Origin of the sequence: Shinella sp. HY16, assembly GCF_028534175.1 — a bacterium.
Classification (GTDB): Bacteria; Pseudomonadota; Alphaproteobacteria; order Rhizobiales; family Rhizobiaceae; genus Shinella.
Genome location: NZ_JAHYXL010000002.1, coordinates 778,079 through 792,741, shown reverse-complemented (window position 1 = coordinate 792,741; position 14,663 = coordinate 778,079). Strand labels below are relative to the sequence as shown.

Genomic DNA, 14,663 nt, shown 5'->3' with positions numbered 1-14,663 from the left:
CCTCAAAAGGAATGGGTTTGCCGACCGCGCGTTAGAAGCGGTCGACGCGATAGGGACGCATGTCGATGGGCGGCGCCACGCCCATGATGAGGTCACCCATCAGGCGCGCGGTCGTTGCGGCATGGGTGACGCCGAGATGGCCGTGTCCGGTGGCGTAGAAGACGCCTGGCGTCTTCGCCGAAGCCGACATGACTGGAAGCGTATCGGGAAGGGCCGGTCGATGGCCCATCCATTCGGAAAAATCCTCACAGCGTAGATCCGGCAGGGCCGTTTGCGCCCGTCGCACGGTTGTCTTCGCGCGACGGTAGTCGGGTGCGGCGTCGAGGCCCGCCATTTCAACCGTGCCGCCCACGCGGATGCCGCCGGCCGTCGGTGTGACCATGAAGGCCTTAGCGGGCCAGATGATCGAATGACGCATGGCAATGCCGGGGGACATGATCTGCGTGTGATAGCCGCGCTCTGTTTCCAGCGGCATCGGCTCATCCAGCATTTTCGAGAGCAGGCCGCTATAGGCGCCTGCGGAGATCACCACGTCGCCGGCAGCAATGCGATCGCCGTCCGTGAGGCGCACAGCGGTGATGCGGCCCGACCGCTCGAAGCCAGCAACATCACCACGACGGATTTCGCCACCCTGTGCAAGGAAGCGCTGCGCAAGGCGCGTCACAAGACGGAACGGGTCGCGCAAGCTACGGTTCTGAGGAAATAGCACCGCGATACCGATGCTTTCGGACAGCACGGGCTCCAGCTCGCGTGCCTGCGCACCCGTCAGCCGCCGGTGCGGAAAACCGAAGCGCTCCAGGATTTCGATGTGCTCACGGTCGGCACGGAACTCCGCCTCATCACGGTAGAGCGAGAGGCACCCCTCCTCCGTCAATTCGCCCTCCAGGCCCGTTTCCCGCAAGAGGGGCAGGAGGTCGTCGTAGACGCGCCCGCAAAGGGCTGCACCGTCCGCCTCCAGCTGGCGCAGCTTGTTCGGCCGCGATGCGGCGACGAAGCGGGCGAACCAGGGAAGAAGTTTCGGCATGTAGCCAGGGCGAACACGCACCGGCCCCTCGGGATCGAGCATCCAGCCCGGAATCTGCTTCCAGATGGAGGGGCGCGAGGCTGGCATGAATTCGGTCACGGCAATCGATGCCATGTTCCCATAGGACGCGCCACGCCCGACCTCGCCCTTGTCGAGAAGCACGACCTGCCGGCCTCGTTTCTGCAAGTCGTAGGCGATGGTCGTGCCGATAATGCCCGCGCCGACAACGACGGTGGTCATGCTCTTCTCTCCCGCTGCTGGTTGCGGCCGGGCGGCCTTCCGCCGGTCGACACCGGCTTACCAGTTGAGGATGGGCTGCATGGCAGCGCGGAATTCGGCCTTTTCCTCTTCCGCCAGCGGGCCGAGCGGGGCACGGCATTCCCCGACGGGCAATCCCTGCAATTCGCAGCCATACTTGATCTTCTGAACGAATTTGCCGGATTCGAGGATGTTCATTGCCCGGTAGAGCGTCTTCATCATCTCGCGCGCCTTGCGGAGGTCGCCTGACCTATATGTCCTGTCGAGATCGCAGCAGGCCCTCGCCATGCAGTTCGACGGGCCGCAGATCCAGCTGTCTGCGCCCCAGAACATGAAATCGAGCGCGATGTCGTCCGAACCCGAAACGAGCTGGATCCGGCCCTCATAGCGGCTGGCGATGTCGATCGCGCGTTGCAGCACTCCCGAGCTTTCCTTGATGGCGATGACGCGCGGATTGGCGGCGAAGTGATCCATCAGCTCGAAGCCGATGTCCGATCCATCCTTCGCGGGATAGCTGTAGAGCACGAGATCGATATCAACGGCGGCAAGCACGGCCTCGTAGTGCTTGACGAGTTCGGCCTGGGTCGGGCGGGTATAGAAGGGCGGCGCGAGCAGGACCGTGTCGTAACCGATGTCTTTCGCCATGGCGGTCTGTTCGATGACCTCGCGCGTTGCAGGCGCATTCGTACCGGCGATCAAGGCTTCGCCGGGCTTTGCGAAATCCTTGACGAACTGGAGGACATCGCGGCGTTCTTCCGTCGATTGACTGAAGTATTCCCCGGTCGAACCGTTCGGCACCCAACCGGTCACGCCGGCGTCGCGCAGATGCGCGAGCAGCTTTTCGAAGGCCTTGAAATCGATGTGGCCATTGGCATCGAAGGGGGTAACGAGGGCGGGCATGACGCCTGACAGTTTCATGGAAGTCTCCATTCGAGGATCGGGCGGGCGCGTCACACGGCCAGCCGCTTGAGGATACGTTGTTCGATGACCGTGACGGCGCGCGTCAGCGGGAAGGCAATAGCGAAATAAATGAGGGCGACGACGCTCAGCACCTCGATGGGGCGGGCCGTGTTGTTGGAAATGTTCTGGCCGACGAACATGAGATCCGCCATGCCGACCGCCGAGACGAGTGCGCTTTCCTTGAAAAGGCTGACGCAGTTGGACAAGAGTGTCGGCGCAGCGCGCAATATCGCCTGCGGGAGGATGACGCTTGTCGTGCGCACGAAGGGGGAAAGCCCCAGCGCCACGCAGGCGTCCAGCTGCTCACGGCCGACAGCCTTCAGCGACGCACGAAACGTCTCGCTGCTGATCGCGCCCATATAAAGCGTGAGGGCGATAATGCCGGATGCAAGATTGGAGAGCTCGACCCCCAGAACCAGCGGCAGGCAGAAGAAGATCCAGAACAGTTGCACCAGCACGGGCGTGCCGCGGAAGAATTCCACATAGACGCTCGATGCGCCCCGCAGGATCGCGCTCTTCGAGGTGCGGGCGAGCGCAAGCAGGAACCCAAGGGCGCAGCCGAGCAGGATGCAGATCAAGGTCAGCTTAAGCGTCATCCAGAGGCCGAGAAGAAGCGCCTCCTGGTATTTGAGCACGATGGCGAAGTTGAAGGTCATCGCTCGTCTCCTCAGCTCGCCAGCGCTTCGCGGCGGCGTTCAAGATAGCCAACGACCTGGGAGACCGGGAACGACACGGCGAAATAGACGATGGCGACAACCGTGAAGGTCTCGATAGGACGATAGGTCTGCGTGGCAAGCGTCTTGCCCTGGTACATAAGGTCCTGGACGGCAACGATCGCCACCAGCGCGCTCTGTTGGAAGGTGCCGATGCCATTGGTCAGGAGCACAGGAATGGAGTTTCGCACCGCCGCCGGCAGGGTAATGTGGAGGATGCGCTGGAAGGGGCTGAGGCCGAGTGCGATGCCCGCATCGAGCTGCTCGCGTGGCACCGCCTGGATCGAGGCGCGATAGGCCTCCGCATTGAAGGCTGCAAGATTGAGCCCGAGCGCCAGGATGCCCATGGTGACCGAGCCGAGGAACACATTGAACAACATCGGCACGCAATAGAAGAACCAGACGATCTGAATGATCGCCGGCGTGCAGCGGAAGAATTCGATGAAGAGCATCACCGGCAGGCGGATCATCGCCCACCGGCTCATGACGAGCAGCGCCAGGGCAAAGCCGAGCGTCAGGCCGATAACGTTCGCCGCGATGGTGAGCTGGATCGTGACGATGAGGCCATCCCAGAGGGGGCCAAGATTGCGGAAGACGGATGCAAAGTCGAAACTGTAGGTCATGACCCCTTCCCTCAATGCTTGATGTGGAACACCCGCTCGATGAATTCACGCGTGCGCTCCTCCTTCGGGGAGCCGAGCACCTGTTCCGGTGGCCCGTCCTCGACCACGATGCCGCCCGCACAGAAGATCACGCGGGAGGCGATGTTTCTGGCAAACCACATGTCATGGGTCACAATGACCATCGGCATCTGCTGCTGGGCAAGCTGCAGGATCACCTGCTCGACCTCGGCCACGAGCTCCGGATCGAGCGCAGATGTCACCTCGTCGAAGAGCATGAGCTTTGGATCAAGCATCAACGCCCGGGCGATCGCCACACGCTGCTTCTGGCCTCCGGAAAGCTGGGCGGGATAGGCGTTCGCCTTCTGTGCAAGGCCGAAGCGCGTGAGGAGCCCCATGGCACGCGCTGCTGCATCGGCCTTCCCTTCGCCCCGCACCTTCATCGGGGCCAGGACCAGGTTTCCGATCACGTCGAGATGTGGGAACAGCGTATAGTGCTGGAACACCATGCCGATCGAGCGGCGGACCTTGGGATCGATCGTGGTCTTGCCGCTGCCGTCGGCGGAAATGTAAGGCTTGCCGCCAAAGACGACGGAGCCTCTGTCGATCTGCTCAAGCCCCATCAGCACCCGCAGGAGGGTGGACTTCCCGCCGCCGGACGGACCGATGACGACAACGCGATCGCCGGCCTTCATCTCGATATCGAGACCCTGCAGCACCTTGACGACGCCGCCGTAACTCTTGTGCAGTCCTTCGATCCGAACCAGCGGTGCAGTAGCCGACATCATGCGAACTCTCCTCCTTCAGACAGGCAAGCGGAGCCGCCGTGGAGCGGCTCCGGCTCGGCTCAGTTGCTGGCTTTGAGGACTTCGTCGACCGCCTTCCTGATCAGGCCCTCGACATGTCCGGTGGCGACCCGCTCCTCAAGGAAGATATCGACCACTTCGACATCGGCCGCGGAAAGCTGGTGTGGCAGACCGAAGGAAACGCCCTGTTTGGCAAGTGCCGGCGTCGGGTTCAGCGCAACTGCCCAATCCGGGTTCGACTGGGTGAAAAGCTGGTTGGTGTCGGAGGCATCGACAAGGATATCCGCACGGCGGGAGACGAGCGCGAGGCGCGTCTCGTCATTGGTCGGCAGGCGCAGGATCGTCGCGGTTTTGACCGCGGCGGAGATCGCCTTGTCCTGCGCTGTGCCGGACATGACGGCGAGCGTCACATCGGCCTTGTCGATATCGGTGACAGACGTGGCTCCTGCGGGGACCTTCGGGTTGTCCTTGTTGTAGGCGAGCGAGATCTGGTACTCCATCGCCGGAATGGAGAACTGAACCGCCATGGCCCGGGCGGGCGTTCGGTTCAGCGCCAGCGAGACATCCCATTTGCCGGCCTGAAGGCCTGCCACGATGTTGTCCCAGGTCGTATCGACGAATTCAGGCTTTACCTGCAGCACCTCGGCAAACTCACGGCAGAGGTCTGCATAGAAGCCGGAATACTCGCCACTTGCCGGATCGCGCATCACATAGGGCGGTGCAACCGCGGCGCCGCACCGCAACGTTCCGCTCTTTTGAACACCTTGCCAATAGCCCTCTGCCGTCTCCGCCACCGCCGCGGTCGAAAGCCCGGCCATCAGCGTGAGCGCCGCCGTCGCCCGCAGAGCGGACGTCATCACATTCGAAAGCATGTGCATTTCCCCATTTTTGAGCGCTGAAAGCGCGGTTCCACCCGTCGGCTTTGGCCGTTTCTTGCGTCTTCTTTTGTCGGCTCCGTGTCGACTGGAGAATTTATGTCGTTTCCATGTCGACAAAGTCAAGCGGAAAATTTACGATTGCTGCATGCCGGTTTTTCTGGCCCAATGGCCGCGAAATGCGGAAAGGGATGTAAGTGTCTGAGGAAATTGAATCGAAACGCGTGCGCGGCACGGGCTCGAAAAGCGTCTACGACACGCTGCGCAATGAAATCCTGGCACTCACCCTGCCGCCCGGCCAGTTGCTCGACGAAACCACGTTGGCCGAGCGCTTCGACATGTCGCGCTCACCGATCCGCGAGGCGCTGATCCGGTTGGCCGGGGAGGAGCTGGTGGTAACACTCTCCAACCGCAGCACCATCGTCGCGCCGATCGAGGTCGCGAGTTTTCCGAAATATGTCGAGGCGCTCGACGTCGCCCAGCGCATGAACACGCGCCTGGCCGCGGCGCTGCGTACGGAGGCGGACCTCAAGATCATCGCCAAGCGCCAGAAGGAATTCGAAGCGGCGGTGAGGACCGGCCAGCACCTGAAGATGTCGGAAGCCAACAAACAGTTTCACATGGCCGTCGCCTATGCCGGCAAGAATGCCTATCTCGCGTCCTTCTACGAGCGGCTTCTCAATCAGGGCCAGCGTATGCTGCACCTGCATTTCGAGTATCTGGAGCGTACCGGTGACGGATATCTGCTGACGGACGAGCACGAGTTGATGCTGGAGGCGATCCGTACAAAGAACGTCGAACTTGCCGACGAGCTGGCTCATGCTCACACCCGGCAGTTTCAGGACAATTTCATCGCGTTCCTGCGCGAGAATTATACGACCGACGTCTCCTTCGGTCCTCTTGCTGCTGCGGAATGATCATGCCCCTGTCCCAGAAAATTGGATTCATCGGAACCGGCGCCATCACCGACGCCATGGTGCGTGGATTGCTCAGCGACCCCGCGGCGGTGCCGCATGTCGTGGTCTCCCAGCGCAGTGCCGAGATTTCGGCGAAACTTGCAGTCGACTTCCCGCAGGTATCTGTTTCCATTGACAATCAGGCGATTGTCGATGCGTGCGACACCGTGGTGCTCGCCATCCGCCCGCAAATCGCCGAGGAAGTTGTCCGTCCGCTGAAATTCCGGGATGGCCAAGCCGTAGTCAGCGTCGTCGCTGCAACCAGCCGCTCCGCTCTCCTTAGCTGGATCGGCGGCGATGTGAAGCTCTCGCAGGCAATCCCCCTGCCTTTCGTCGCCCGCCGCAAGGGCGTCACCGCCATCTATCCACCGGATGCAGGCACCGCTGCCCTCTTCAATGTGCTCGGCAATGCCGCGGAATGCGAGACGAAGGAGGAATACGACCTCCTCGCTGCCGCCAGCGCCCTCATGGCTACCTATTTCGGCATCATGCACCGCACGACGGAATGGCTTGCGCGGAACGGCCTGCCGGAAGAAAAAGGGCGAGCCTATCTCGCTCCGCTTTTTGCCGGCCTGTCCGATACGGCCCTCCTTGCCGGCAAGGACATTGCCTTCATCGAGATGAGCCACGAGTTTGCCACCAAGGGCGGCCTGAACGAGCAGGTCTTCCGCGATTTCGAAGCGAACGGCGGCAGTCGGGCGACACTGGGGGCGCTCGATCGTGTCCTTGCCCGCATTCGCGGATAGGTCGGCACGCCGCCGGGACGGCTGCCAGCATCAGGTGCTGAGAAAATCCGCCATCTCGACCTCATAAAACGTCTTGGTGCGCGGGCCGGCGAGGATCGGGTCGATCCGGCGCACGCATTCCTGATAATGCGGGGTCTTGCGGTGCTCGTCGAGCGCTTCGGAGGACGTGAAGACCTCATAGATCGTGAAGCTGTGGTCGTCTTCCGGGTTGCGCAGCACGTCGAAGCGCAAGTTGCCGGGCTCCCGGCGGGTTCCTTCGTAGTTGATGCGGAATGCCTCCAGAAATTCTGCGGCATGGCCCTGCTTGACGTTGATGCTGACCATCTGGATGAGCATGTCTTAATCCCTGCTGTGTTGAATCTTCGGTTAGTCGATCAGAGGCCCGGCGCCTTCCACATGGCCGTGGTGACACCTTCATCGACGAGCTGGCGCTGCAGCGCATAGGCTCGCGCCCAGCGTTCCCCCGCCTCGTCGTAGATGGCCTTGTGCGCAAAATCCGGCTCGAAGCGCTTGTCCCAGCGCACCCAGCCCTCTGCCGCCTCGACGAAATCCCGGCGCAGGCCGATGCCGATCGCTGCCGCCGCCGCACAGCCGAGCGCAGTCGCTTCTTTGACGACGGGCGTGACGACCGGAAGCCCGGTGGCGCTCGACAGGATCTGCGACCAGTGGGCAGATTTCGATGCACCTGCAGCGAAGACGATCTTGTCGGGCGTCTTGCCGGAGAGCTTGAAGATGGCCGAAAGGTTGCGGGCCGCCACGATGGCTGCATTCTCCTGCAATGCGCGGAAAATCGCGGCCTTGCCCGACTTTTGCGGATCGATGGAAAGGTTCAGCAGCGACGGCGCGGCATGGTACCAGTTGCCGTAGCGCATGACGTCGGAGAAGACCGGAATGATGCCATAGGCGCCGACGGGTACACTGGCCGCCTTTTCTTCCAGCAACCGGTAGGCATCGCCGCCTGGGCCAGCCGCGGCCACCTCCTCCGCGCCAAAACTGTCACGGAACCAGCGCATGACGATGCCGACGAAGAAGCTGATCGCTTCGGCCTGGTTGAGACCGGTCACAACATGCGGATTGATGCGCAAATCCATCGACGGGTCGGAGACGGACGGGCCGACATTCACGACCTGCTGCCAGAAAGTGCCGCCGAGCACGGCGCAATCGCCTTCATTGACGACGCCGATCGCCGCCGCGCCGCTTTGGCAGTCGCCGCCTCCCATGACAACAGGCGTGCCGGCTGTGAGGCCGGTCTCATCCGCCGCCCTTTCCGTCACCCGGCCGATAACCGTGCCGGGTTCGACGCTCTCGGGGAAGATGTCGTCACGCATGCCGGCCTTTGCCATCGCCTCTGGCAGCCAGCCACGCTTTGTCAGGCTGTAGAGGCCGGTGGTGCCGGCATTGGAGGGATCGCTGGCGATGACCCCGGAAAGCCGCGCGAGCACCCAGTCGGAGAGCATGCTGATCCGGTCGATACGCGCATAGACATCCGGAAGGTTGCGTTTGAGCCAGAGAAGGCGCGGCAGCGCGCCAAGTGCGAAGGTCTGGCCGGTCTCAACGTAGAGGTCGCGCTCGAGGCCGGGAAAATCGCGCTTGAGGTCGCGCACTTCGCTGACGGCACGGCTGTCGACGTTGGCACAGGCCCAGATCTCACGACCGTTGCGATCATAGGCGACGAAGGCCTCGCGCATGCTGGTGGCACTGACAGCGCGGATATCGGCGGTCGAAATGCCTGCCTCGGCGATCGCCTGCCGGATGGCGCGCGACAGGAGCGACCAGTTGCCCTCTACATCGAAGTCCATCGAGCCGGAAAAACGCGGATCGGTCTTGTGCCACCATTCGTGTTGGGCGCTGGCGATCTGGTTGCCGTTTTCGTCGAAGATCACGGCACGGCCGCTGCCGGTGCCGGCATCGACGGCCAGCAGATAGGAAGTCGTCATGGTTCAGTCCTTGATCTCGATGAGGCCGGCGGCCGTTGTCTCGTCGGTGATGAGGATGCCGACGAACTTTCCACGCAGCGCCGCGTGGATGGCCTGCACCTTCTGGACGCCGCCTGCCGCCGCCACGACCTTTTCCGCGCGCGACAGCGCCGCAAGCTTCACGCCGATCACCCGGTCGTGCAGAGGCAGGTCAAGCGGCTCGCCGCGCTCGTTGTAGAACTGGCAGAGAATGTCGCCAACCGCACCCTTGCGGCGCAGCGGCTCCACCTCGTCGGGGCTGACATAGCCGGATCGGACCACCGTCGAAGCGGAGGAAAGTTCGCCGATGCCGACGAGCTGGTAGGTGGCGTTTAGCGCCATGTCGAGGAGGTTTGCGACCGCCGGCTCGGAAGAAAGATTACGCGCCACATCCGGGTCGCGCACGACAAGCGGCGCGGGCACGAGATGCACGCCGCTGCCCCAATTGGCCGTGCGCATGCCGTCGACGTAGGTGCCGACACCGCCGGTAAGGCTGACGAGGCCGATATTACGCTCGTTGGCGAGATGACCCAGCCGCTGAATGGTGTTCGAGACCGTCGCGCCCCAGCCGACAGCAAGAAGATCGTTCGTCTGCAACCGCTGCATGAGGAATTGCGCGGCCGCCTGGCCGAGCCGGTCGCTCGGGTCCTGATCGGGGAGCTGGGGCACCACATAGGCTTCGAGCAGCCCGTAGCGCTCCTTGATCTGCCGCTCCAGCGCAAGGCATCCCTGATAGCGCGAATTGATGCGCACCTGAATGATGCCCGAGCGACGGCCACTCTCCAGCAGGCGCGACACCTTGATGCGAGACATGTTGAGCTTCTCGCCGATCTCGTTCTGCGTGAGGCCGTCGTTGTAATAATACCAGGCGATGCGGGTGAGGATCTCCTCGTCCGTATCGGCGTAGCTCCATTCCCCGTTGTCCGACGCCATGCAAGCGGCTCCCTCGGTCCATTTGTGATCATTTGAATAGCAAAAAAACTTTTGATACGTCAACGCGTCACCGCGGTGAAAAATTCTTATTGGCTGCAATTCATTGATTTCCGCTGATAAATCATATTTTGCAGCGCAATATCGGCGTCCCATTGCCGCAGTTTATGTTCTGAGCATATTGACGGCTACCAATCACTATGATCACATGATTGTAGTGAATTACATATGAACAGGTGCAGAATGACTGGGAGCCCGACGACCGGGAGGGTCGCGAAGCTGACGGACATCTGGAAGTCCTACGGCGCCGTTCCGGTGCTGAAGGGCGTTTCCCTTGCCTTGCAGGCTGGAGAGGTGCATGCGCTTCTCGGCGGCAACGGTGCCGGCAAGTCGAGCCTCATGAAGATCATGTCCGGCGTGATTCCAGCCAATTCCGGTGCGATCGAGATCAATGGCCGGCCGCTTTCCCATGCATCGCCAGCCCATGCCCAGGAACTTGGCCTCTACCTCGTGCCGCAGGAAGCGCATATCCTGCCCAATCAGAGCGTTCTGGAAAACATCTGCCTTGGCCTTGCCGCCTCGCCTCGGGCGCTGCGTCCGCGCGTCGAACAGCTGGTCGCCGAACTTTCGGTATCGCTCGATCTGGATGCGCAGGCCGCCGCCTTGGAAATTGCCGAGCGGCAGATCGTCGAGATCCTGCGCGGCCTCGTGCGTGATGCGTGCGTGCTGATCCTCGATGAGCCCACCTCCGCCCTCACCCCGTTCGAAACGAGCGCCCTCTTCCAGCGCGTGCGCAAATTGCAGGCGCAGGGCGTCGGCATCTTCTTCATCTCGCATAAGCTGCGCGAGATCCGCGAGATTTGCGGAACAATCAGTGTGCTGCGCGACGGCGTCATCGTGCTTTCCGGCCCGCTCGATGGCTACACCGACGCGGAGGTCATCGACGCGATGAGCCGTGTGCAGATTACTGACGCTTCCGGGAAGGACCGCGCCGACCGCAAGGTCGCGCAAATTGGCAAGCCGCGCCTCAGCGTGCGCCGGCTCAGCGGCGAAGGGTTTCGCGATATCAGCCTTGACGTGCGGGCCGGTGAGATCCTTGGTCTTGCCGGCGTTGTGGGCGCCGGGCGCACGGAGTTCGCCGAGACGCTCTTTGGCCTGCGCCCCCAGACGGCCGGCAGCGTCGTTTACGACGGCGCGGAGCTGAAGAAGCGGTCGCCGCGACTGTGCATCGACCGCGGCCTCGTCTATCTGCCGGAGGACCGCCAGCAGCACGGGCTGTTCCTGGAGGCACCGCTCTTCTGGAACGTCTCATCCTATCTCGTTCACCGCCTGCCCTTCTTCCTGAGACCCGGCGCGGAGCGGAAAGTGTTCGACGAATTCCGCAGCCGCATGGGCATCAAATGCAGCGGCGCCAGCCAGGAGGCCCGCGGCCTTTCCGGCGGCAACCAGCAGAAGGTGCTGCTGGCGAAGTGCCTCTCGGCCCGGCCGAAGGTGCTGATCCTCGACGAGCCGACGCGCGGTGTCGACGTTGCGGCCCGCAACGACATCTACGCCCTCATTCGCCAGCTCGCCGCCGACGGTGTGGCCATCATTCTCATTTCATCCGATTTCGATGAGATCGAGCAGCTCGCCGACCGCGTCGAGGTCATGGCGTTTGGCCAATCCGGCGGGGAGCTCACGGAAAATATCTCGGTCGATGCCATCGCCCGCCTCGCCTTCGGCGCCTCGGAGGCCCGCCATGCTTGACCTTTTCGCGCGCAACCGCGTCGCAACGCTCATCGTCGTCCTTGCCATTGCCTATGTCGCCATCGGCGCTGCGGCACCCGGCTACCTCTCCGGCGCCACCGCCTCGGTCGTCCTCTCCAACAGCCTCGTCCTTATGCTGATCTCCCTCGGCACGATGATCGTCATCCTGACACGGAACATTGACGTGTCGAGCGGCTCGGTGCTCGGCCTCAGCGCCGCCGTGCTCGGCCTCTCGCTCAATGCGGGCATCGGCCTGCCACTCGCCATCGCCTTCTGCCTTGCGACCGGCGCGCTCGCCGGTGCCTTCAACGGGTTGATGGTCGCCTATCTCGGCATCCCCTCCATCGTCGCCACCCTCGGCACGCTCGGCCTCTATCGCGGCATCATGCTGGTCCTGACCGGTGGTCGCTGGATCGAGGATTTGCCGCAAGACCTGAAGGGGCTCGCTGCCAATCTCGGCCCCGGCTTTTCGGCGCTGACGATCGTCGTTCTCGTTCTCGTCGTGCTTGCCTGGCTGGTGCTGCGCAAGACGCGCTTTGGTCGCTACTTCTATGCCGTCGGCGACAATCGTGCGGCCGCGCACCATCTTGGCGTACCCGTCAAGCGCGTGCAGTTTACCGCCTTCATTGCGACGGGCCTCTGCGCGGCGCTCGCCGGCCTCGTCTTCGCCGCCCAGATCGGCTTCATTCCCAATCAGGCCGGCAGTGGTATCGAACTGAAGGCGATCGCCGTCAACGTGCTCGGCGGGGTAAGTCTGCTCGGCGGCACGGGCTCTGTCGCCGGTGTCTTTTCCGCCGTCATCTTCATCACCTCGATCGACAGCGCCCTCGTTTTCCTGAAGATTCCCGCCTACTGGAACGACTTCATCGCCGGCGCGATCCTGCTGTCGGTGCTGCTGCTCGACGGGCGCATCCGCCAGATCATCGACCGCCGCATCCGCGCCCGCCGCTACGCCGTGCACGAGCGCAGCCCTGTCCCATCCACCGAAACGACGACGGCGCGCACTGTGGAGGCAGGCCGATGAAGAAGCTGATCTTCCGCTGGGAAACCGCCCTCCTCGCCATGCTTGTCGCCGAGCTCGTCATCTTCGGCCTCGTCAATCCGCGCTTCCTCAATGTCGCGAACCTCATCTACGGCACGTCGGATTTCGTGCAGATCGGCCTCGTCGCCCTGCCGCTGACCCTCGTCATCATCGCCGGCGGCATCGACGTCTCCTTCGCCTCCGTGATTGGTCTTGCCGCCATCGTCTTCGGCGTTGCCACTTTCTATGGCGTGCCCCTGCCGCTCTCGATTGCGCTTGCGCTCGTCTCCGGCGCGCTCTGCGGCCTTCTCAACGCCACCGTCATCCATCTGTCGAAGATCCAGCCGCTCGTCGTCACGCTCGGCAGCCTCTATCTCTTCCAGGGCACGGCGACGGTCGCCTCCGGCCTCGTGGGTGCGGGCGGCTATGAGGGCATCGGCAACTTCCCGGAGGCCTTCAATGCCTTCGGTTATGCCGAAATTCTCGGCCTGCCGGCACCTCTCGCCCTCTTCCTTGCCCTTTCCCTCGTGCTGGTCGTGCTGCTGCACTTCACGCGCTTCGGCCGTGCCATCTTCCTCTCGGGCCAGTCGGAAAGCGCGGCGCGCTTCGCCGGCATCCCGGTCGGCCGCGTGCAGACGATCACCTATGTCATCACGGGTGTCTCTGCCGCCATCGCCGGCCTCGTCATGTCAGCCTATTTCGGCTCCGCGCGTGTCGATCTTGGCTCGGCAACGCTCCTGCCGGCCGTTACCGCGGCCGTGCTCGGCGGTGCCTCCATCTATGGCGGCCAGGGATCCATCCTCGGCACGCTCATCGCCACCTTCGTCATCGGCTACCTGCAGCAAGGCCTGCAGGCAGCCGGCGTGCCCAGCCAGATTTCCAGCGCACTTTCGGGAGGGTTGCTGGTTGTCGCGGTCGCATTGCGCCACGGAAGCGCAATGTTGACCGATTTCATCGCCGTCGCCCGGCAAAAAAAACAAGCCCGGGCGGCAGTCACTTCAGGAGGAGAATGAAAATGATCAAGACTGTACTGAAATCCGGCGCCCTCGCCGCGGCCCTTGTTGCCGGCACCATGCTCGCTTCGGGCACGGCACATGCCGAAAACCAGATCGCCTTCATCCCCAAGCTGGTGGGTGTCGGCTTCTTCACGTCCGGCGGCGCCGGCGCCGTGAAGGCCGGCGAGGAAGTCGGCGCGAAGGTCACCTATGACGGCCCGACCGAGCCCAGCGTTTCCGGCCAGGTTCAGTTCATCAACAACTTCGTCAACCAGGGCTACAACGCGCTCATCGTCTCCTCCGTCTCTCCGGACGGCCTGTGCCCGGCACTGAAGCGCGCCATGGACCGCGGCGTGCTCGTCATGACCTGGGACAGCGACGTCAACCCGGATTGCCGGAGCTATTACATCAACCAGGGTACGCCCGAGCAGCTCGGCGGCCTTCTGGTCGACATGGCGGCGGAGGGCGTGACGAAGGAAAAGGCTAAGGTCGCCTTCTTCTATTCGAGCCCCACCGTGACCGACCAGAACGCCTGGGCGGAAGCAGCCAAGGCGAAAATCGCCAAGGAACACCCGGGCTGGGAAATTGTCACCACCCAGTACGGGTACAATGATGCGCAGAAGTCGCTGCAGACGGCAGAAAGCATCCTCCAGACCTATCCGGATCTCGACGCGATCATCGCGCCCGACGCCAATGCCCTGCCGGCCGCCGCCCAGGCTGCGGAAAACCTGAAGCGCGCAGAAGGCGTCACCATCGTCGGCTTCTCCACGCCGAACGTCATGCGCCCCTATATCGAACGCGGCACGATCCAGCGCTTCGGCCTGTGGGACGTCACCCAGCAGGGCAAGATTTCGGTCTTCGTTGCCGATCACGTCCTGAAGAACGGCCCGATGAAGGTCGGCGACAAGCTGGAAGTGCCCGGCATCGGCACCGTTGAGGTCTCGGCCAACAAGGTGCAGGGCTACGACTACGAAGCCGACGGCAACGGAATCATCCTCCTGCCGGAGCGCACCGTCTTCACGAAGGACAACATCGCAAACTTCGACTTCTGATCACGC

General features: G+C 62.9%; 15 protein-coding genes. 6 read left to right on the top strand and 9 right to left on the bottom strand.

Annotation, left to right across the window (positions count from 1 at the left end; all coding sequences use genetic code 11):
* Positions 1-31: 31 nt before the first annotated feature.
* From K0P03_RS24170 to K0P03_RS24145, 6 genes are all read right to left on the bottom strand, one after another.
* On the bottom strand, positions 32-1,264 hold the full coding sequence (locus tag K0P03_RS24170; protein WP_272790798.1) for an NAD(P)/FAD-dependent oxidoreductase: 1,233 nt from the start codon (positions 1,262-1,264) through the stop codon (positions 32-34).
* A gap of 57 nt (positions 1,265-1,321) precedes the next feature.
* Entirely contained in the window at positions 1,322-2,200 is an 879-nt protein-coding gene (gene dapA, locus K0P03_RS24165; RefSeq protein ID WP_272790797.1) for a 4-hydroxy-tetrahydrodipicolinate synthase, read from the bottom strand.
* A gap of 32 nt (positions 2,201-2,232) precedes the next feature.
* Positions 2,233-2,898 (bottom strand): amino acid ABC transporter permease, encoded by a 666-nt coding sequence (locus tag K0P03_RS24160; RefSeq protein ID WP_024269919.1) that lies wholly within the window; start codon positions 2,896-2,898, stop codon positions 2,233-2,235.
* Between the two features lie 11 nt (positions 2,899-2,909).
* Entirely contained in the window at positions 2,910-3,578 is a 669-nt protein-coding gene (locus K0P03_RS24155) for an amino acid ABC transporter permease (protein ID WP_024269918.1), read from the bottom strand.
* 11 nt (positions 3,579-3,589) lie between these two features.
* Positions 3,590-4,360, bottom strand: coding sequence for an amino acid ABC transporter ATP-binding protein (locus tag K0P03_RS24150; protein ID WP_272791102.1), 771 nt, complete (start codon positions 4,358-4,360; stop codon positions 3,590-3,592).
* 62 nt (positions 4,361-4,422) lie between these two features.
* Positions 4,423-5,253, bottom strand: coding sequence for a substrate-binding periplasmic protein (locus tag K0P03_RS24145; protein ID WP_023515791.1), 831 nt, complete (start codon positions 5,251-5,253; stop codon positions 4,423-4,425).
* 200 nt (positions 5,254-5,453) lie between these two features.
* Between K0P03_RS24145 and K0P03_RS24140 the strand changes: the two genes are divergently transcribed.
* On the top strand, positions 5,454-6,173 hold the full coding sequence (locus tag K0P03_RS24140; RefSeq protein WP_024269917.1) for a GntR family transcriptional regulator: 720 nt from the start codon (positions 5,454-5,456) through the stop codon (positions 6,171-6,173).
* A 2-nt stretch (positions 6,174-6,175) separates the two neighbouring features.
* On the top strand, positions 6,176-6,958 hold the full coding sequence (locus tag K0P03_RS24135; protein WP_272790795.1) for a pyrroline-5-carboxylate reductase: 783 nt from the start codon (positions 6,176-6,178) through the stop codon (positions 6,956-6,958).
* A gap of 30 nt (positions 6,959-6,988) precedes the next feature.
* On the opposite strand, the gene K0P03_RS24130 is transcribed toward K0P03_RS24135, so the two are convergent.
* Genes K0P03_RS24130 through K0P03_RS24120 form a run of 3 tightly spaced genes read right to left on the bottom strand, consistent with a single transcriptional unit; the run spans position 6,989 to position 9,846 of the window.
* Entirely contained in the window at positions 6,989-7,294 is a 306-nt protein-coding gene (locus K0P03_RS24130) for an antibiotic biosynthesis monooxygenase (RefSeq protein ID WP_023514172.1), read from the bottom strand.
* Between the two features lie 38 nt (positions 7,295-7,332).
* On the bottom strand, positions 7,333-8,895 hold the full coding sequence (lsrK, locus tag K0P03_RS24125; protein ID WP_272790794.1) for an autoinducer-2 kinase: 1,563 nt from the start codon (positions 8,893-8,895) through the stop codon (positions 7,333-7,335).
* Between the two features lie 3 nt (positions 8,896-8,898).
* Positions 8,899-9,846, bottom strand: a complete 948-nt coding sequence (locus K0P03_RS24120) for a sugar-binding transcriptional regulator (RefSeq protein ID WP_024269916.1) — start codon at positions 9,844-9,846, stop codon at positions 8,899-8,901.
* A gap of 240 nt (positions 9,847-10,086) precedes the next feature.
* On the opposite strand from K0P03_RS24120, the gene lsrA reads away from it, so the two are divergent.
* The 4 genes from lsrA to lsrB are packed head-to-tail and all read left to right on the top strand — an operon-like array spanning position 10,087 to position 14,657.
* The gene (gene lsrA, locus K0P03_RS24115; protein ID WP_272790793.1) at positions 10,087-11,589 is read left to right on the top strand and encodes an autoinducer 2 ABC transporter ATP-binding protein LsrA; all 1,503 of its coding nucleotides are present in this window, start codon (positions 10,087-10,089) and stop codon (positions 11,587-11,589) included.
* A complete protein-coding gene (locus tag K0P03_RS24110) occupies positions 11,582-12,613 on the top strand; it encodes an ABC transporter permease subunit (protein WP_272790792.1) in 1,032 nt (343 codons plus the stop codon). Before lsrA ends, K0P03_RS24110 begins: the two co-directional genes overlap by 8 nt.
* Positions 12,610-13,623, top strand: coding sequence for an ABC transporter permease subunit (locus K0P03_RS24105; protein ID WP_050746001.1), 1,014 nt, complete (start codon positions 12,610-12,612; stop codon positions 13,621-13,623). Before K0P03_RS24110 ends, K0P03_RS24105 begins: the two co-directional genes overlap by 4 nt.
* Before the next feature lie 2 nt (positions 13,624-13,625).
* Positions 13,626-14,657 carry an autoinducer 2 ABC transporter substrate-binding protein LsrB gene (gene lsrB / locus K0P03_RS24100; RefSeq protein ID WP_272790791.1) on the top strand — a complete coding sequence of 344 codons (1,032 nt, stop codon included), beginning with the start codon at positions 13,626-13,628 and terminating at the stop codon, positions 14,655-14,657.
* Positions 14,658-14,663: the final 6 nt, after the last annotated feature.